The organism is Chromobacterium sp. HL1 (assembly GCF_057418835.1).
The window spans coordinates 2,703,693-2,722,963 of the sequence record NZ_CP162399.1; the positions used below are offsets into that span (position 1 = coordinate 2,703,693).

General features: G+C 63.7%; 16 protein-coding genes and 1 pseudogene. 4 read left to right on the plus strand and 13 right to left on the minus strand.

What is annotated here, in order from left to right; genetic code table 11:
• The first annotated feature begins 77 nt into the window (after nt 1-77).
• Together AB1Z25_RS12105 and AB1Z25_RS12110 are read left to right on the plus strand one after the other, a co-directional pair.
• Entirely contained in the window at nt 78-1,781 is a 1,704-nt protein-coding gene (locus AB1Z25_RS12105; protein ID WP_486635352.1) for a sensor domain-containing diguanylate cyclase, read from the plus strand.
• A gap of 26 nt (nt 1,782-1,807) precedes the next feature.
• Nucleotides 1,808-2,047 (plus strand): hypothetical protein, encoded by a 240-nt coding sequence (locus tag AB1Z25_RS12110; RefSeq protein ID WP_486635353.1) that lies wholly within the window; start codon nt 1,808-1,810, stop codon nt 2,045-2,047.
• A 70-nt stretch (nt 2,048-2,117) separates the two neighbouring features.
• On the opposite strand, the gene argS is transcribed toward AB1Z25_RS12110, so the two are convergent.
• The 13 genes and pseudogenes from argS to AB1Z25_RS12175 all read right to left on the minus strand — a co-directional run bounded on the left by argS (nt 2,118) and on the right by AB1Z25_RS12175 (nt 18,038).
• Entirely contained in the window at nt 2,118-3,836 is a 1,719-nt protein-coding gene (gene argS, locus AB1Z25_RS12115; protein WP_235088265.1) for an arginine--tRNA ligase, read from the minus strand.
• 167 nt (nt 3,837-4,003) lie between these two features.
• Nucleotides 4,004-4,666: pseudogene (locus AB1Z25_RS12120) on the minus strand (MBL fold metallo-hydrolase); the annotation flags it as partial.
• A 24-nt stretch (nt 4,667-4,690) separates the two neighbouring features.
• Nucleotides 4,691-5,038 carry a hypothetical protein gene (locus AB1Z25_RS12125; RefSeq protein ID WP_486635354.1) on the minus strand — a complete coding sequence of 116 codons (348 nt, stop codon included), beginning with the start codon at nt 5,036-5,038 and terminating at the stop codon, nt 4,691-4,693.
• 108 nt (nt 5,039-5,146) lie between these two features.
• Nucleotides 5,147-5,986 (minus strand): ABC transporter permease subunit, encoded by an 840-nt coding sequence (locus AB1Z25_RS12130; RefSeq protein ID WP_107799587.1) that lies wholly within the window; start codon nt 5,984-5,986, stop codon nt 5,147-5,149.
• Entirely contained in the window at nt 5,983-6,891 is a 909-nt protein-coding gene (locus AB1Z25_RS12135; RefSeq protein ID WP_107799588.1) for an ABC transporter permease subunit, read from the minus strand. The genes AB1Z25_RS12130 and AB1Z25_RS12135 overlap by 4 nt, the downstream gene beginning before the upstream one ends.
• 292 nt (nt 6,892-7,183) lie before the next feature.
• Nucleotides 7,184-8,278, minus strand: coding sequence for a polyamine ABC transporter substrate-binding protein (locus AB1Z25_RS12140; RefSeq protein ID WP_486635355.1), 1,095 nt, complete (start codon nt 8,276-8,278; stop codon nt 7,184-7,186).
• Nucleotides 8,279-9,020: 742 nt separating this feature from the next.
• On the minus strand, nt 9,021-10,364 hold the full coding sequence (gene trhP / locus AB1Z25_RS12145) for a prephenate-dependent tRNA uridine(34) hydroxylase TrhP (protein ID WP_107799590.1): 1,344 nt from the start codon (nt 10,362-10,364) through the stop codon (nt 9,021-9,023).
• Between the two features lie 32 nt (nt 10,365-10,396).
• Nucleotides 10,397-10,816 carry a hypothetical protein gene (locus AB1Z25_RS12150; RefSeq protein ID WP_107799591.1) on the minus strand — a complete coding sequence of 140 codons (420 nt, stop codon included), beginning with the start codon at nt 10,814-10,816 and terminating at the stop codon, nt 10,397-10,399.
• A gap of 166 nt (nt 10,817-10,982) precedes the next feature.
• The gene (locus AB1Z25_RS12155; RefSeq protein ID WP_227107940.1) at nt 10,983-11,198 is read right to left on the minus strand and encodes a hypothetical protein; all 216 of its coding nucleotides are present in this window, start codon (nt 11,196-11,198) and stop codon (nt 10,983-10,985) included.
• 32 nt (nt 11,199-11,230) lie between these two features.
• A complete protein-coding gene (locus AB1Z25_RS12160; RefSeq protein ID WP_486635356.1) occupies nt 11,231-12,064 on the minus strand; it encodes a ferritin-like domain-containing protein in 834 nt (277 codons plus the stop codon).
• Between the two features lie 157 nt (nt 12,065-12,221).
• Nucleotides 12,222-16,085 carry an ATP-binding protein gene (locus AB1Z25_RS12165; RefSeq protein WP_486635357.1) on the minus strand — a complete coding sequence of 1,288 codons (3,864 nt, stop codon included), beginning with the start codon at nt 16,083-16,085 and terminating at the stop codon, nt 12,222-12,224.
• A gap of 10 nt (nt 16,086-16,095) precedes the next feature.
• Nucleotides 16,096-16,827, minus strand: a complete 732-nt coding sequence (locus AB1Z25_RS12170; protein ID WP_107799595.1) for a response regulator — start codon at nt 16,825-16,827, stop codon at nt 16,096-16,098.
• The gene (locus AB1Z25_RS12175; RefSeq protein WP_158274294.1) at nt 16,824-18,038 is read right to left on the minus strand and encodes an EAL domain-containing response regulator; all 1,215 of its coding nucleotides are present in this window, start codon (nt 18,036-18,038) and stop codon (nt 16,824-16,826) included. The genes AB1Z25_RS12170 and AB1Z25_RS12175 overlap by 4 nt, the downstream gene beginning before the upstream one ends.
• A 206-nt stretch (nt 18,039-18,244) precedes the next feature.
• Here AB1Z25_RS12175 and fliW point away from each other — a divergent pair, with 206 nt between their 5' ends.
• Complete coding sequence (fliW, locus tag AB1Z25_RS12180) at nt 18,245-18,679, plus strand: flagellar assembly protein FliW (protein ID WP_107799597.1); 435 nt, start codon at nt 18,245-18,247, stop codon at nt 18,677-18,679.
• Nucleotides 18,679-19,245: a DNA-3-methyladenine glycosylase I gene (locus tag AB1Z25_RS12185; RefSeq protein WP_107799598.1), complete on the plus strand. Its 567-nt coding sequence runs from the start codon at nt 18,679-18,681 to the stop codon at nt 19,243-19,245. Before fliW ends, AB1Z25_RS12185 begins: the two co-directional genes overlap by 1 nt.
• The last annotated feature ends 26 nt before the right edge of the window (nt 19,246-19,271 follow it).

Here is a 19,271-nt window from a genome sequence, read left to right on the forward strand (position 1 = left end):
CGCCTCAGCCTCCGCAAGGCGGCCCCCGCCCCGCCGCCCATCTATAATCCAGTCATCCCCATCTCCGCAAAGCGACCATGCCTCGCCTGTTGCCCACTTTGCCGGACAGTTTCCGGCTACGGCTGACCGCGCTGTTCGGCGGGCTGTTTCTCGCCTCGGCGCTGCTGGCCGCGCTCTTCCTGGATCAAGTGCTGAGCAGCCGCATCGTGCAGAACCAGGGCGTGGCCATGCATGCGCTGGCCGACAACATCGCCAAGGCCATCTCCACCAATCTGCAGGAACGCCATCGCGAAGTCTTGCTGCTGGCGCAGACGCCCGCCTACGTCCGCGCGCCGCTGGACGGCGACGACCTGCGCCAAAGCCTGGAACGCACCAAGCGGGCCTACCGCTACTACGCCTGGATTGGCATCACCGACCCGGACGGCAACATCGTTTCCGCCACCAGCGGCATGCTGCAGGGCCAAAGCGCGGCCAAGCGCCCCTGGTTCATCCACGGCCGCCAGGCGCCCTTTGTCGGCGACGTACACCAGGCCGTGCTCTTGGCCAAGCTCATGCCCTCCGCCGCGAACCATGGAGAGCCGCTGCGCTTCGTCGACTTCGCCTCGCCGATTTACGACCCCGCCGGCAAATTGCGCGGGGTGCTGGCCACGCACGCGCTCTGGGCCTGGGTGGAGGAAACGATACGGGAACGCCTGCCCGCCAAGACGTCTCAGCAGGTCTTCATCATCGACAAGCGCGACAATACGCTGTCGCCCTTCGAGGCGATAGGCAAGGAGCGCCCGCCCGCGCCCCTGCCTTCCGGCCGGGATTTTCAGCTCGGCGTCTGGCCCGATGGCAAGAATTACCTGTATAGCGAGGCCTGGGTGCGCGAGGCCGGGCTGGACTGGCGCGTGGTCGTCCGGCAGCCGCAAGGGCAGGCCTTGGCGGCCTTGAACCAGTTGCGCGCCAGCCTGATCCTGCTGGGCCTGGTCGCCACCTTGCTGCTGATGGTCGCCGTTTATCGGCTGGCCGCCCTGTTCAGCACACCGCTGGAACAATTGGCCGGCATCGCCCGACGCATCGGCCAGGGAGACGAACACGCCGATTGGACGCTGCCCAGCGGCGCCCAGGAACTGCGTCAGCTCTCACAGGCGATGCGAAGCATGGCCACCGCCCTGCTGGCCCGCAAACAGGAGCTGACCGACATCAACGCCAAGCTGGAGCAGCTCGTGGAGGAGCGCACCGAGTCCCTGCGCGAGGTCAACCACGAGCTGGTGCGCACCGCCACGCGATTGGCGCAGCAGGCGCGCAGCGACGCGCTCACCGGACTGAACAACCGCATGGCCTGCAACGAACAGCTCAGGGAAGAGCACCTGCGCTACGGGCGCAGCGGCGCGCCCTACTCGGTGCTGTTGCTGGACGTCGACCACTTCAAGCGCGTCAACGATCATTTTGGACACGACGCCGGCGACCGCGTGCTATGCCACATCGCCCGACTCCTGCAAGCCACCGCCCGCCTCACGGACTTCACCGCCCGCTACGGCGGCGAAGAGTTCCTGCTGCTGCTGCCCGACACCGACGACAAAGGCGCCGCGGTGCTGGCCGAAAAAATCCGCGCCGCCGTCGAACACTCGCCGGCGCCGGACGCCGGCAAGGTCACCCTCAGCATCGGCCTGGCCATGGCCCGGCCCGCCGACGCCCAGCCTGAAACGGTGGTCAAACGCGCCGATCAGGCCCTGTACCGCGCCAAGGCCAACGGCCGCAACCAGGTTGCGCTGGACACCACGGACGGATCGCATTAAAAGTGAGCCATCGGCCCGGCCGAATCATGACAAAGAGATTCCGCCCGGCGCTGACCGCGCCCGCCACCGCCAAGGATGTGAAGATGAAAGAGCAAATGCCGCCGCCTAAGTATCAGATCAAACCTGAAACCTCAACCCCGCCCCTGCCGGCGGGCCTGTCCAAGGTGCTGGATATGCTCAGCGACGCGACGCGCGCCAAAGAGGCTGAGCCGGCGGCGGACGCAAACGCGGAAGCCGGCACCGGCGAACCGCCCCCGGCGCGCTGAACGCCCTACGCGCATGAAAAATGCCGCTGGCGCAAAGCGCGGGCGGCATGCTTGAAGCGGGAAGACCGGCTTACATCGAGGCCAACACCTTGATGCCCAACAGATCCAGACCGGTTTTCAGCGTCTTGCCGGTCAAAGCGGCCAGCTGCAGACGGCTGGCGCGAACTTCGCCCTCGCTCTTGAGAATGGGGCAAGCCTCGTAGAAGCGCGAGAACAGCGTGGCGATGTTGTACAGATACTGGGACAGGTAGTGCGGATAGCAACCGTCCACCACCGCCTGCAAAGTGTCTTCGAACTGAGCCAGCGCGGCGGCCAGATGCTTCTCCGCCGGCTCGGTGATGACGATGGCGGCGTTGGCGTCGTAGCCGTCGGCCTTGCGGAACACGCTCTGCACGCGAGTGTAGGCGTATTGCAGATAGGGCGCGGTATTGCCCTCGAAGGCCAGCATGGTGTCCCAGTTGAAGATGTAGTCGCTCATGCGGTTCTTGGACAGATCGGCGTACTTGACCGCGCCGATGCCCACGGCGGCGGCGATGTCGCGGCGCTCCGCTTCCGACAGATCCGGGTTCTTCTCCGTCACCAGCGCGAAGGCGCGCTCTTCCGCTTCCTGCAACAGCTCGATCAGCTTGACCGTGCCGCCGGAACGGGTCTTGAACGGCTTGCCGTCGTCGCCCATCATCACGCCGAAGCCGACGTGCTCCAACTTCATGCTCTCCGGCGCGAAGCCGGCCTTGCGGCAGATGGAGAACATCTGGGCGAAATGCTGGCTCTGGCGCGCGTCCACCACGTAGATGACGCGGTCCAGGTTCAGGGTCTTATGGCGATAACGCACTGCGCCCAGATCGGTGGTGGTGTACAGATAGCCGCCGTCCTTTTTCTGGATGATCACGCCCATGGGCTTGTCTTCCTGGGTGCGGAACTCTTCCAGGAACACCACTTGGGCGCCGTCGTCCTCGCTCAGCAGGCTGGCCGCGCGCAATTCGTCGACGATGACCGGCAGGTCGTCGTTGTACGAGGACTCGCCGCGCACGTGCTCGCGCTTGAGGCCGACGTTGAGCTTCTGATACACCGCCTCGCAATGCTTCAGCGACACGTCGACGAACTGCTCCCACAGCTTCAGCACGTCCTGGTCACCGCCTTGCAGCTTGACCACGTAGTCGCGGGCGCGGTTGGCGAAGTCTTCGCTTTCGTCGAAACGCACTTTGGCGTTACGGTAGAAGGTTTCCAGGTCAGACAGCTGCAATTCGGCGTCGCCGGCGTGGCTGGTTTCCACCAGGTAGGCGGTCAGCATGCCGAACTGGGTGCCCCAGTCGCCCACGTGGTTGGCGCGCACCACGTCGTGGCCGACAAACTCCATCACCCGGGCCAGCGCGTCGCCGATGATGCTGGAACGCAGATGGCCAACGTGCATTTCCTTGGCCAGGTTGGGCGAGGAGTACTCCACCATCACGCGCTGCGGCGCAACGCGGCTGATGCCAAGCTTGTCGTCTTTCAGGGCGGCTTCGCTTCGTCGGGCAAGATATTCAGGGGCTAGATGAATATTGATGAAACCCGGGCCGGCGATTTCCACCTTGTCGGCGATGCCGGCAAGATCCAGCGCGGCGACCACTTTCTGGGCCAGTTCGCGCGGGTTGGTTTTCAGCAGTTTGGCGGCGCTCATGACGCCGTTGGCCTGATAGTCGCCGAATTCCGGCTTGGACGCCGGCTGCACCACGGCGGGCGCGTCCGGCGCGCCGGCTGCCGCCAGAGCGGCCTGCACCCGTTGATTGATGAGTTGAAGAATAGTCATTAGAGCCCCAAGAATTGCCGCGAAAACGAAAATTAGTCTTCGCTTCTGAAAAAAACTACTTGTTGATTGTATTCCCGCTTGCCATCAGGGGCAATGCTTGCAACCAAGCCGCGTCGGTAAAATAAGCCTCAAGCGGCGGCGTTTGGGATTTCCTGCCAAGATAGGGCTTAAAACCAGCGGGTTTCGCCCATGGCCGGCAGTTGGAACCTCGATGCGGGGATATTCCATTGCGCTAGCGCTGCGGCGAGATCGTCCTGTGGTTGGTCCAGCGGCTCGTCGGTCAGAATGAAGCTGCCCCAATGCACCGCCCAGGCGGCGCGCGCGCCGGTGTCCAGCAGAATGCGCACCGCCTCTTCCGGATTCACATGCTGAGGATGGAGAAACCAGCGCGGCTCGTAAGCGCCTATCGGCAGCAAGGCAAGATCCGCGGCGCCGATGCGCTCGCCGATCAGCCGGAACAAGGACTCCTGATAACCGGTGTCGCCCGGATACCAGAACTGAAGCCCGTCGCCGCGCACGGCGAAGCCGCCCCACAGCGCGCGGTTTTCATCGCCCATCATCCAGCGCTTGCTCCAATGATGAGCCGGCGTCAGTTCCGCCTCCACACCGCCCAGACAGCAACGCTGCCACCAGTCCAACTCCTGAATCCGCGACGCCGGCACACCGGCGCGCCGCAGGGTCGCGCCCACGCCCAGCGGCGCGGCGAACTGCGGACAGCCGGCCGGCTGGCGCGCCAGACTGCGCACGGTGTTGAAATCGAGATGATCGTAATGGTTGTGGGTGATCAGCACCAGATCGATGGCCGGCAGCTCCCGCAAAGCCATCGGCGGCGGCGACTGCCGCGCCGGCCCCGCTCACTGAAACGGAGAAGCGCGTTGCGACCAGATCGGGTCGATCAGAATGTTCTTGCCGCACAGCTGGATGAAGCTGGTAGCGTGGGCGACCCAGGTCAGCGACGGCCGGTCCCGGTTGGCGTTCAGCGCGGCCAGCTCCGGCGCCTGGCGCGGGATGCGCTCCAGCCTGTGCTTCACCGCCGGCATGCGGCTGCGCTGCCACTCCCAGCGCAACACGTCGGCCAGGCTTGGTTGCCGAAACGGAAACAGATTGCGGTAGCCGTCCGCCTGATGATGCGGCTGCCGCGGGTCCGGCCGGTAGACGGGCAGCGGCCAGCGGTCTTGCAGCCAGGACTTCAATCGCGACATGACGTCACCATACCGAAAGAATTCCGGCATTGTCGCCGATGAAAGAGGAAAACAAAAGACGGCCGGCGCCGCCGTCTCGCCGACGGCGCCGGCCCGCCTCCCCCGCGGTCAGCCTTGGGCGAAGGCCAGCTTCATTTCGCGCTCGCGCTTGCGCTCCGCCGCGCGCATATAGAAGTTGGCGGCGATGACGCCGACGGAGACGAAGAGAATGAACAAGGTGGCCAGCGCGTTCATTTCCGGGTTCAAGCCCAGCCTCACCCGCGAGAAGATCACCATGGGCAAGGTGGTGGAGCCGGGGCCGGACAGGAAGGCGGTCAGCACCAGATCGTCCAGCGACAGCGTGAACGACAGCAGCCAGCCGGAAATCAGCGCCTGGGAGATCAGCGGCAGCGTGATCACGAAGAACACCTTCAAAGGCCGCGCCCCCAGGTCCATCGCCGCCTCTTCCAGCGACAGATTGAGCTCCCTCACCCGCGACTGCACCACGATGGCGACATAGGACACGCACAACATCACATGACCGATCCAGATGGTGAACACCCCTCGGCCCTCCGGCCAGCCAAAAGCCTGCTCCATGGCGACGAAGAGCAGCAACAGCGAGATGCCCTGAATCACTTCCGGAATCACCAGCGGCGCATTGACCATGCCGGCGAACAAGGGAAACATGCGGAAGCGGCCAAAACGCGCCAGCACGAAACCGGCCCAGGTGCCGATCACCACCGAGGCGGTGGCGGTCATCAGGGCGATCTTGACGCTGAGCCAGGCCGCGTTGATCAACTCCTCGTCCTCCAGCAGCGCGGCGTACCACTTGGTGGAGAACCCGGACCACACCGTCACCAGCTTGGATTCGTTGAAAGAGAACAGAATCAGCAGCGCGATGGGCAGATAGAGAAAGGCGTAGCCCAGGCCCAGCACCAGGAAGGACAGCGGCTTGTTCGGCTTGATCATTTCGCGGCCTCCATATTCTTGACCTGGTAGTGCTGGAACAGCGCCATCGGCACCAGCAACAGCAGCACCATCGCGCAAGTCACCGTCGCCGCCATCGGCCAGTCCATATTGTTGAAGAACTCATCCCACATCACGCGGCCTATCATCAGCGTGTCGGAACCGCCCAGCAGCTCCGGAATCACGTACTCGCCCACCGCCGGAATGAACACCAGCAGGCTGCCGGCGATGATGCCGTTCTTGGACAGCGGCAAGGTCACCTGGACAAAGGCCTTCCACGGCTTGGCGCCCAGATCGTAGGCCGCCTCCAACAAGCGCAGATCCATTTTCACCAGATGGGCGTACAAGGGCATGATCATGAACGGCAGGTAGGAGAACACCATGCCGATATACACCGCCCAATTGGTGTGATACAGCCGCAGCGGCGTGTCGATCACCCCCAGCCACAACAGGAACTGATTAAGAAAGCCGTCGTTCTTCAAAATGCCGATCCAGGCGTAAACCCGGATCAGGTAAGAGGTCCAGAACGGCAGAATCACTAACATCATCAGGGTGTCGCGCGCGCGGTCTGAAGCCCGGGCGATGTAATAAGCCATCGGATAGCCGATCAACAGACAGAGCAGCGTGGAGACGAAGGCCATCTTCACCGAACTGATATAGGTGGCGAAGTACAAGTCGTCGCTCAACATGAACTTGTAGTGGCTGATGTTCAGCGCGATGGAGAAGACGTCGTCTTCCAGCTTGGTGAGCGGGGTGTAAGGCGGGATGCCCAGTTGCTGCTGCGAGAAACTGATGCCCACCACCAGCAGGAAGGGCAGCAGGAAAAACACGAACAGGAAGATGAACGGGATGCCGATGACGGTGGTCCGTCCGCTGGGCAACCATTGTTTTAATTTTAAACTTTTCATGTCAGCACCACGTGGCCGGCGCGTTCCGGCTTGGCTTGCATTGCTTGTCTTGCCGGCGGCCCCTTCCGTCTGACGCGGGCGGTGGCTGGGCGGCTTCCTCTTGATCTCTCCTCGGAGTCCGGTCCGGCCCGCTGCTCGCTAGGCCGGAAAGCCGGCTCCAGACCACCCACAGCCGACGGCTGGATGGCCCGGGACTATTCTCCACGCTGCGCCGGACGCGGCCGCCCGCGGGCCGCGCGGCGCGGGCCCGGGGTGGCGGATCGGCATGGGTTCGTCAGGTCCGGTCTTGCGGTCAATGACCGGTCTTAAGCTGTGTCCACAGCCGGTTTTGCAGGCGCATGATGTCCGCCGGCAAGGGCTTGAGCAGGAACAGCGTCTTCACCACCGCCTCCGGCGGATACACCGCCGGATCGTTGGCGATTTCCGGCTTCACGAATTTGCGCGCGGCGGCGTTGGCGGTGGGATAGAACACTTCATTGGTGATCGCGGCGTTGACTTCCGGCGACTGGATGTAATTGATCCATTTGTGCGCCGCCTCCGGATGCGGCGCGTCCTTGGGCACCACCATCACGTCGAACCAGAGCGGCGCGCCGCTCTTGGGGATCACATAAGCCAGCTGGTAAGGCCGCTTGGCCTCACGGGCGCGGTGCTTGGCGATATTGATGTCACCGGAGAAGCCCAGCGCCAGGCAGATGTCGCCGTTGGCCAGGTCGTTGATGTAGCCCGAGGAGTTGAACTGGGTGATGTAGGGCCGGATTTTCTTCAGCGCGGCGAAGGCGGCCTGATAGTCGGCGGGGTTCTTGCTGTTCGGGTCCTTGCCCAGATGGTGCAAGGCGACGGCGAACACGTCGTTGGCCTGGTCCAGCACCGACACGCCGCAGCCTTTCAGCTTGGACACGTATTTGGGATCGAACAGGATGTCCCAGCTGTCCAGCGGCGTGTCCTTGCCCAGCGCCGCCTTGACCTTGTTCAGGTTATAGCCCAGGCCGTCGGTGCCGTAGGCCCAGGGCACGCCGTGGGCGTTGCCCGGGTCCGCGTCGACGATCTTGGCCATCAAGGCCTTGTCCAGATTGGCCAGATTGGGCAGCTTGGATTTGTCCAGCTTCTGATAGATGCCGGCCTCGATCTGCTTGGCCATGAAGTTGGACGTGGGCGCCACGACGTCGTAACCGGCGCGCCCGGTCAGCATCTTGGCCTGCAAGGTGTCGTCGCTGTCGTAAACGTCGTACTTGACCTTGATGCCGCTCTGTTTTTCAAACCCGGGGATGGTGGACTTGGCGATGTAGTCCGACCAGTTGTACACGTTCAGCGCCTTGTCTTCCGCCTGCGCGCTCATCGCGGGGAGCAGCAGCAGCGAACAACACAGATTGCGAACCAGCTTCTTCATGACAGGTTTCCTCAATGGAACGACCGCAGCCGGCGTAGGCGCGGCCTGACCGACGACAAGTTCAGCGCCGCCCTCCTCGCCCGTTGCCGGGCCATGACGCCGCTCCCTCTCCCTTGGCGGCGGAAGCCGCCCAAGGCCCAAGGCGATGCCTGCGCGCCGAAACGCCGTTGCCGGCGACTGCCGACGACACGCGCCGCATTGCCAACTTACACTGCATCGCGCGAGATTCCAGCTGTCCGTTCGCTACGATTTGTAAGAGCCGGCCCGCAAGCCGCCGCGCATCGGGATGAGGCGCGCGGCTCGCGAGCGCTCCCGAGATCGCGGACAACTTCCACGCGCCTGCTCCAAGCGACAAGGTGCCAAGGGTCATTATGGTCCGCGCGCCGTCGAAACGACGACGCGCGGACAAGGGAAACCTGTGCGGAAAACCGGCTGGCGCCGCCCCCAACAGGCTGCGGCCGGCCTCCATCGTCTCCTCTTCTTTCTCATCTCTCCGCGCCCAGCGTGTGTTTAATAAAATTCACACACCTATCTGTAACGCCATTACTTTTTAACCATGTTTTTAGAGCTGCGCAACTTTTATCGATGCTGCCGCGCAAAAAAATAAACACGATTACCACAGACTGTGCTCGTCACGTTAACTATGTTCAACATTCAACAGCCCGTTTCCCAAGCTGGCGGCCATGAAAAACGGGCGGCCGCAATGGCCGCCCGCTTAAGCGAAAATCCGCGTCGACGCGCGTCAGAACAACCGCGCCAGCAAGGCCTTTTCCTTGCCATGCATGCCGGGAATCTTGACCTGCATGCCGTTGCCGGCCGCCACTTCCACCGGCTGGTCCTTGCGCGTCATCTGCGCCAACTCGATGATCTGATTGCCGCTGGGGTGGATCACTTCGATGCGATCGCCCACCGCGAAGCGGTTCTTCACCTCGATCAGCGCCCAGCCGTCGGCGTCCACCGACAACACGTCGCCGACGTACTGGCTCTGCTTGGCCTTGGAATGGCCGGTGAGGTAGTTCTGGTATTCCTGGGTCTGGTGACGCTCCAGGAAGCCCGGGGTGTAGCCGCGGTTGGCGAGGCCGTCCAGCTCGGCCAGCAGGCCGAGGTCGAACGGGCGGCCGGCCACGGCGTCGTCGATCGCCTTGCGGTAGACCTGGGCCGCGCGCGCCACGTAGTACAAGCTCTTGGTGCGGCCCTCGATCTTCAGCGAATCCACGCCGATTTTGGCCAGCTTCTCCACCTGCTCCACCGCGCGCAGGTCCTTGGAGTTCATGATGTAGGTGCCGTGCTCGTCTTCGATGATGGGCATCAGCTCACCGGGACGGCTGCCTTCTTCGATCAGATAGGTCTTGTCCGCCAGCGGATGGCGCTCGGCGCCGCCGCAGGAGGCGAAACTCTGATTGGCCTCTTCCAGCGCCTTGTTGAAGTCGAACTGGATGGTCTGCACATCGCCGGCGTCGTCGCCCTGAGTGTCGTGCACCTTGTAATCCCAGCGGCAGGCGTTGGTACAGGTGCCCTGGTTCGGATCGCGGTGATTGAAGTAGCCGGACAGCAGGCAGCGGCCGGAGTAAGCGATGCACAGCGCGCCGTGCACGAAGACTTCCAGCTCGATGTCCGGGCATTGCTGGCGGATTTCGGCGATCTCGTCCAGGCTCAGTTCGCGCGACAGAATGATGCGCGACACGCCCAGCTTCTGCCAGAACTTGACGCCCATGTAATTGACGGTATTGGCCTGCACCGACAAATGGATGGGCACTTCCGGCCATTTTTCGCGCACCATCATGATCAGGCCGGGATCGGCCATGATCAGCGCGTCCGGCTTCATCGCGATCACCGGCTCCATATCGGCCATATAGGTCTTGATCTTGCTGTTGTGCGGCAAGAGGTTGCTGGCGACGAAGAACAGTTTGCCGCGCGCGTGGGCTTCGTCTATGCCCTGCTTCAGCTCTTCCAGCTTGAAGTCGTTGTTGCGGGCGCGCAAGCTGTAACGCGGCTGGCCGGCGTAGACGGCGTCGGCGCCGAAGTCGTAGGCGGCGCGCATCTTGTCCAGCGTGCCGGCCGGCAACAGAAGTTCTGGTGCTTTCATTGTTTATTCTGTGGGTTCGTTGAGCGGTGGGCTCAGTGCAGCAGACAGGACATCGGCAGCGGCTCGCGGTCCGGCTCGACAAAGCCTTTGCGCGCCGAATCGTCGTCCAGGCGCTCTGAAGAATAGTGTTGCAGAATCACGGCGCGGGGGTCGGCCAGCATGTCCGGGCAGTGGCTGGCGAACGCCTCCCAATCGTCCAGCAACTGCGGCTGGCTGGCCATCCGGCTGTACAGAATCACCAGGATGGCCATGGTCAGGGTGTGGTGGTACTTCATCGCCGCGCCGTTCACCATGGCGAAACGGGACAGCGCGCGCGCGCAGCGGGCGGCGGCTTCCGGCGCCGGGTATTGGCGGCGGTAGGCCCAGGCGGCGTACAGGTGCGCGCGGTGGTTGAAGTCGGATGCAGGCAGCGCGTTGGTTTCCAATTGGCGCAGGAATGCCTGATGGTCCATGACTCGGTTTCTCCGAAAATTCCAAAAAGCAAAGGCTCCACCCAATGTGGAGCCCTGACCCTTATCGATACGGGGGCGATTATGCGCGGCCTGCCGGTGGCAGTCAAGTCCGCGCGCCGTCCGCAAGCAACACTTTAAGCCGCTGTTTTAAAAATCCTTTTCCGGTTTAAGGTCTTTTCGCCAATGCCAACAAAGCGCTGAACTGGCAGATCAGGGCCAGCAGCATCGCCAGCGGACACAGAATGGCCAGCAAGGGGCCGGGGCCGCCGTCCAGGCCGCGCCACAGCGCCGAGCTGAGCGCAAAGGCCAAGGTGCTGAGCAGCAGCACCGTCATGGCGAAGCGCCGCTGCCTTTGCATCTTCTTAAACAAATTCAATAGCATGTTTCATCGTTCCAGGTGAGGCCGCCGGCATTCTAGCCGGCTGGAGCTGTGTCGTCTTCGCACAAGGCGCGCAGCGCTTCCAGCTCCTTGGCTGAAAACCCCGCCCGCTCGCGGGCGGCCAGATTATAGGCCCCGCGGTAAAGCTGGACATCGTGGCGCCGCAGCAGTTCCTGAAAACAGGCCTCCGGCTCCAGCCCCCGCTGCCGGCACAGCCGGCCGAACCAGGCGTTGCCGATGCGCACATGCCCCACTTCCTCGCGCAGGATGATGTCCAGCACCGCCACGCTCGCGTGATCGCCAATGCCGGCCAGCCGCCGCTGAATGCCCGGCGTCACGTCCAGGCCGCGCGCCTCCAGCACCCTGGGCACCAGGGCCATCCGCGCCAGCGGATCGTAATCGGTCTTGCAACTCATCGCCCACAGGCCGTTGTGAGCGGGGAAATCGCCGTAGTCGTGGCCCAGCTCCCGCAGACGCCGCAGCAAGAGGGAGAAGTGGCGCGCTTCTTCCGCGGCGACTTGCAACCAGTCGCTGACGAAGGCGTCCGGCATCTCGCGGAAGCGCCAAGCGGCGTCCAGCGCCAGGTTGACCGCGTTGAATTCGATATGGGCGATGGCGTGGAGCAGCGCGGCGTGCCCCTGCCGGGAGGACAGGCTGCGCTTGGGCACCTTGGACGGATGGACCAGTTCCGGCAGCGGCGGCCGTCCGGCCTCCGGCAAAGGATAGGCCGGCGGCGCGTCCGCGCGGCGGGGCAACGCGTCTAAACGCCAGCCGTGCAAGACCGCCGTCGCCAGCGTCATCTTGCGCTCGACGTCGTCGCACAGCAGCGCCGCTTCCAACTGCGGGTAAAGAGATGTCGACTCGCTCATGGCCGGGTATTTTAGCCGATCTCGCCTCGCCTCAGAACCTGTTCAAAGTCTAGCGGCCTGCGACAAAGCAAGCGGTTTCGCTCATGCGGCGCATGGGCATTTCAATGCCCGGCTCCCCCGCCGCGTCGTCGGCGCGCTGCGGACTTTGAACCGTATCTCAGGCCGGATTGGTTTCATTCTGCCTGGCCAGCCAGACCTCGAACTCGGCCAGCGCGGCGTCGAAAGCCGGCATCAAGGCCGCCACCTGCTCCATCGCCTGGGCCTTGCCCGCCTTTTCCACCGCTTCGGCCGCCTCGCCCAAGGCCTTGATGCCCACCATGCGGCTGGCGCCCTTGACCCGGTGGGCGGCGAAGCTGACGCGGTCGCTGGAGCCTTCCGCGATGGCGCTGCGCAGTTCGGCCACGTCCTCGGCGTTGCCTTGCTGGAAGTCGCGCAGAATTTCCAACTCCACTTGCAGCTCGCCGTTGCTGTACACCTGCAGCACGGAGCGGTCCACCGGCCCGTCTTCCGGCCCGCCCTCAGGTTCGGCCTCGGCGGGCGGCGCCGCCGTTTTTGCCCCGGCCTCCGCCGTCGTCCACTTTTGCAGCGCGGCGGACAGCTCCGCAATCGACAGCGGCTTGGTCAGAAAATCGTCCATGCCGGCTTCCCGGGTCTTGTCCAGCTCCTCCTTGGCGGCGTTGGCGGTGCAGGCGACGATGGGAATACGGCTTCCTTCCGCTTCCTCCTGTTCGCGCGCGCGCACCAGCCGCGCCAGCTGATAACCGTCTATGCCCGGCATATGGCAATCGGTCAGAATCATCGAGTAGCGGCCGGACTGCCATTTGGCGAAAGCCTGCTCGCCGTCCTCCGCCCATTCCGCCGCATAACCCAGCTTTTCCAGCTGCTTGAGGGTGAGCTTGCGGTTGGTGGAATTGTCCTCGGCGAACAAGATGGGCAGCGCGCTCCGCTCCGGCGACGGCGCCGCGGTTTCGACCTCCTCTTCGCGCGGCGTCTCCGCCGGCACGTGGACCTGGGGCAGGCTGACCGGGGCCACCACTTGTTCCGACCACTCCGCCTCCAGCAGCAAACGCGCGCAACTGCCCTGGCCCAGCTCGCTCTCCAGTTCCACATGACCGCCCATCAAGCCGGCCAGCCGCCGGCAGATGGCCAGGCCCAGGCCGGTGCCGCCAAACCGCCGGGTGGTGTCGGAGTCCGCCTGGGTGAAGGGCTGGAACAGCCTGGACAAGCTGTCCTCGGACATGCCGATGCCGCTGTCCTCCACCTCGAAGCTGAGCGACTGGTAATTGGCCATGGTGCTGAGCACCTTGACGCGTATGGTCACGCCGCCCTGAGCGGTGAACTTGATCGCGTTGCTGATGAAGTTCTGCAAAATCTGCCGGACGCGCAAGGGGTCCAGCACCAGCGTCGGCGCCAGTTGCTCATCCACTTCCAACTGGAAATCCAGCCCCTTCTTATAAGCGTTTTCCTGATACAGGCTGCGGATGCTCTCCAGAAACGGTCGCGTCGCCGTCGGCGCGGTGACGATCTCCAGCTTGTCGGCCTCGATCTTGGAGAAATCCAGAATATCGTCGATCAGCCGCAGCAGCGTGTGCGCGGAATCGTGTATTGTCGCCACCGCGTCCCGCTGCTCGCCGTCCAGCCGAGTCATGTTCAACAGTTCCAACATGCCCAGCACCCCGTTCATCGGCGTGCGGATCTCGTGGCTCATGGTTGCGAGGAAGGCGCTCTTGGCGCGGTTGGCGGCATTGGCCTGGTCCCGCGCCATGCGCAGTTCGAATTCGGCCATCTTGCGTTCCGTGATGTCCAGGCAGGCCAGGATCATCACGCCCTCCACCGTTTCCGTCGCCACCGTCTGGCCTTCGAACAGGACCCAGATCGGCAGGCCCGCGCCGGTCAGGCATTCCAGTTCGCAGTGGATGCGGGTGCCCTGACGCATTTGCTGCAAGTGCTCGGTCAACTCTATCCAGCCTTGATCCGACGCCATCAGCTCCATCAAATGCATGCCCACCAGGCCGTAATCGCCGACGTCGAAAATCATCTCCGCCGTCTGGTTGGAGCGGGAAATCTGCAATTGCTCGTTCAGGCGCAGCAAACCCACCGGAGACGAGGCGAACACCGCCTCCTCCTCCTGCAACACGGTGCGCAACTGCGCCTCCGACACCTTGCGCCGCGCTTCCTCATCGTAAAAGCCCAGGATATTGGCGTAGGCGCCGATCAGCGGCTGCATGCCCACGCCCAGGCGGAACACATCCGGCTGCTGCATGCACACCGCCGCGGCGACATCGCCGCCCAGCATCACCGGCAGGGAAATCCAGGTGGAGCGCTCGCTCAGCAGCTGGAACAATTGGCTGAGCGGAGCCGCCGCGTGGGTGACTTCCTGCAGCGACGGCAATTCCGGCGGCCAGCTGCCGGCCTGCAAACGCAGGGATTGCCCGCATTCGTCCAGCGGCGACCAGGCCACCAACAGGCATTCGCGGGCGCCGGTGTGATGGCAGAACACGCGGTGCAGCTCCTCGAACACCTTGTCGCGCGGCTCCCGCGCCAGCAACATGCCCTCCACCACCGAAATCGCCGACAACAGTTCCACACTGCGCTCCAGCGAGGTTTCGGCCTGCCGTCTTTGCTGCTCGTTGCGCACCGTCAGCATGCGCCAGCCGTGGTCTCGGCTATTGCTGAACTGGCTGAGCGAGATCGCCACGTAGAAGCGTTCGCCGTTGGCGGGCAAGCCTTCTCCGGCCAAGGCCACGGTTTCCTGATCGTTCAAGGCCTGGGTCAGATGCGCGGCGCCGCCCGGCACCTCCAGCAAGCTATAGGCCGACATGCCGTGCAAGGCCGCTTGCGGATAGCCGAACATCTTGCCGGCCCCGGCGTTGGCGATTTCGATCCGACCGTTGCGATTGACGATCAACACCGCGTCGCCGGAGGCGTCCAGCATATGCTTCAGCGCGGACAGCGGCCGCAATACGCGGCGCACCATGTAGTACAGCAACACCAGCACCAGGCTCAGCGCCAGCACGCCGAACAAGCCGTCGCGCACCATGCGCAGCAGATAAGTGCGCCGGCTTTCGTCAATGCGCTCGGCCGTCATCCGCTCCACCATGCCGAAGGTGCGCCGCAGCTCCTTATCCAGTTCCAGCAAGTTGACGCGGAAATTCGTGACCTGACGGAAAGACTGAACGCCGTCTATCTGTTCGTATTGCAGTTTGACGACCAGTTGCAGCTTCAGCGTCAAGGTGGTCAGATTGGTGAACGCGGCTTTCAAGGCGTCGTCGTGCACGCCCAGGATCACAGGGCGCAGCTGCTCCACCATGACCATGGCGGAGCTGAGCCGGAAGGCCAGATCGTCCTCGATGTCGCGGTTCATCCGGTGCCCCAGCTGCTCGCGCATGATCAACGCCACCGCATTGCCGCGCAATTGCCCGCCCAGCTGCCACAGGCTCTGCTTGATCATCATCAGGCTGTTGAGCGTGGGATCGCCCTGACTGGCCAGCTGCGCCATGTCCGCAGCCAGGATGCCGCCGGCCTCGTTGCGCATCCGCGCGGTGGCCAGGTAGAGCAGATTGCTCAGCGATTCGTTTTGAAAATCCGGCTGGTGCAATATCTTTGTGGTTTCATCGCGCAGCACCTTGAAATCGTGGGCCAGATTACGCAGCCGCCCCTGGCTGGAGGCGTCCGCCCCGGTCATGACGGGAACCGACGCCAGCGCCACCACGAACTTGGCGTCGGTGTCGCGGGCAAGCTGCTTCAGTTCTTCCTGTTGTTGCGGCGTAGGCGGCGATTTTGCCGTCAGCAGCAGCCGCAGCTTGCTGCTCTCCAGGTTTTCCGCGCTGACCGCCTGATACAAGGCCGAGATGTCTCGATTGAGCTCGGCCACGTGCCGGGCCCTGCGATAGGAGTCCCAGGACTCGTCCAACAGACGCAAAATGGCCCCGGTCTGCAGCACGCCCAGCAATAAGACGATCAGGATCACCGCGCGGCGGATGGATTTGATGTGCTCCTGACGCGGCCTGGAAAACTTCATCGACGGCCGCTCAGAGCTCACGTGACGACTCGGCCTCCGTCTCGGAAACCTCCTCGACGAAGAGCCGCAAAACACCGTAGCGGTCGCTGAAATCGCGCAGCACCGTGATCTGGTTGGCGGAGATGGCCGCGCCGCGCGGCAGCAGCAAATGGCCGTGCTTGCTGTGCAGGTCCTGAGCCAGCACCGCGCCCGCCTTCACCGTGAGCAGGCTGACCGCCATGCCCGGCGGCGCTTCGGGCAGCGCCGGAGCGTCGAACAGCCGGCCGAAAACCTTGCGGTCATATTCGGTGCCGGTGGACACGCCGTAGTAGCTGAACGGATCGATCTCCGGCCGCTTGCGCTGCATCGCCGCCACGATGGCCTTCTCCACATCGGCCGGCTTCGGCGGCTTGACCACGAAGCCGTCTGCGTGCAACTGGCTGGCCAGCACCACATTGCTGCGATCCGCATGGCCGGACAGGAACACAAAGGGCAGATTGGAAGGATTCATGGTGTGGCCGCAGCGCAGTTCCTTGAGCAGATCCATGCCGTTCATCGGCGCCATCTGCACATCGCACAGCACCAGGTCCACCATGCGGATATCCAGCAAGCGCATCGACGCGGTGCCGTCCGCAGTCTGGAAGATGGCGTCCGAGCGCATGCCCATGGTCTGCAAAGCCTGACTGATCAAGGAGCGCACCAGAGTCTGGTCGTCCACGACCAATATCCGCATCCGCGAGAAGTCCACCGCCGCGATACTCATCCCGCGCCCCCTTCCGCCGCCGCGGTTTCCTGACTCCGCCGCAAATAGTCGCTCAATTCGTTTTCACGCACCGGCAAGGCCATATAAGCGCCTTGCACGCAGGGGCAGCCCATCTCCTGCGCCAGCGTCACATCCTCCTCCTCGTCCACCCCGCTGGCGGTGATGGCTCCCGGCGGCAAGCCGTAGATGCGCAAGAACCGCAGCGCCTGCGGGTCCGCGCCCAGCATGGCGCGTATCCATTGCAGGGATTCGATGGGGATGTTCACATGGTCGAACGGCAGCTTGAGCATATTGCTCTGGGTCAGCGAACCGCTGCCGAAATGATCGGCGATCAGCCGGAAGCCCAGATACTTGATCTTGGCGACATTCTCGAAAGCCTGGGCCGGCGATTGCTGCCCCAGTCCCTCGGCCAGCTCGAAACCCAGCAAGCGCGGCGGCACGCCGCGCTGCTGCAACTGGGCATGGCAGTGGTCGAACAGGTTCTCGCTCTCCAGACAGGCTTTGTCTATGCGCACGTTGACGCCGCACTCCTCGCCCAGACCCTGCTGGCGCAGGCTGGCCAACAGGCTGGCGATGCGGGCCACCAGCTCCTCCAGCACCAGGGCGGAGACCCCCTTGCGGCGCGCCAGCACATTGAAAAGACCGGCGCCCCACTCCACCCGCCCCTGCGGCCGAATCAGGGCCGTCACGTCGAAGCCGGCGAGCCGATGGCCGGGCAGGCCCAGGATGGGTTCGATCTCCAGCTTGAATTCGCCGGAGCAGACGTCGGCGAAAAAGCCCTCCACGTCCAGCTGCTGCACCTGGTAGGCGCGCTCCAGATCGTTGAACACGCTGTTGAGCGCGGTGAGAAAGGACTCCGCCGAGTACGGCTTGGACAGGAAGCGGGTGCTGCCTATGCCCAGGCTGCAAGCCATCTCGCTGATGGTGTTCAGGGTTTTGCCGTCATAGCCGGAAATGATCAGCAAGGCCGCCCGGTAGCCGAGCAAGGCCACGTGCTTGATGAAGTCGATGCCGTTCATGCCCGGCATGCCGATATCGGTGACGATCAGGTCGTAGTGGTTCTCCCCGATGCTGCGCAGCGCCTCGGCCGGGTCGCTGAACTCGTCGATGGCCACTTCGTAGCGACTAAAGAAACTGGCCTGGCGGGAAATCAGTTTCCGCAGCACCAGCTGGTCTTCAAGAATCAGAAACCGCTTGGCGGGCAAGCTCATGGGATCTCCCCTTAGCATCGCGCGCGGGCGCCCTGCCGGCTGTCCGCAACCCAATTTAGATACGACATTCGAGTAATATTGATATAGGCCGATAAGCCCTCGGCCACAACCACGGCTTGCAATCTTCGCGCGCGGCGGCGTTCCGCTTGTGCAATTGCCGTCGTCGCCATGCATAATGAGAGCATTGTCACGCCAGGAGGCACGCCATGCGGTTCCAGTCCAGCCAGCTCGGCCAAGTCGATATCGACGAGAGCACCGTCATCACCTTCCCGCGCGGCATTCCCGCGCTGGAAAACTGCACCCGCTTCAAGCTGTTCCACAACGCCACCCAGGCCCAGCCGCAGGTGTTCTGGCTGCAATCGCTGGACGACGCCGGCGTCATCTTCAGCATCACCACTCCGGAAGCGCTGGACATCCGCTATGAGATAGAGCTGGACGACGCCGAAGTGGCCGAGCTGCAATTGCAGCGGCCGCAGGATGTGGCCATTCTGCTGATGCTGAGCAATCAGGCCGATGAACAGCACCCGGCGCTGTCCACGATGAAGGCGAACATCCGCAATCCTCTGGTGATCAATCTGCAAAGCCGCACCGGCCTGCAAAAAGTGGGGCTGCAGTGCGACATCCTGCTGCATAACCGCTGATGCCGGCCCCGGCCCGCTGCGCCTGGTGCGGCGACGATCCGCTCTACGTCGCCTATCACGACGAGGAATGGGGATGTCCCGAGCGCGACGACCGCAAGCTGTTCGAGATGCTGATTCTGGAAGGCGCGCAGGCCGGCCTGTCCTGGATCACCATCCTGCGCAAGCGCGACGGCTACCGCCGCGCTTTTCACGGCTTCGACCCGGTCAAGGTGGCGGCGATGGACGACGGCGACGTTGAGCGCCTGATGCAGGACGCCGGCATCGTGCGCAACCGGCTGAAGATCCGGAGCGCCATCCGCAACGCCAAGGTGTTTCTGCAGATGCAGCGGCAACACGGCAGTTTCGCCGACTGGCTGTGGGCGCATGTGGACGGCCGGCCGATACTGCGCCGCCGCGACGACGAGCGGGTGCCCGCCAGCACCGAGCTGTCCGACCGCATCAGCAAGGCGCTGAAAAAAGCCGGCATGAACTTCGTCGGCAGCACGGTGATTTACGCCTATCTGCAGGCCTGCGGCGTGGTCAACGACCACATGTCAGCCTGCTTCCGCCACCCCGATCGCGGCTGAGCGCGCCGCCCAAAGAAAAAGCCCGG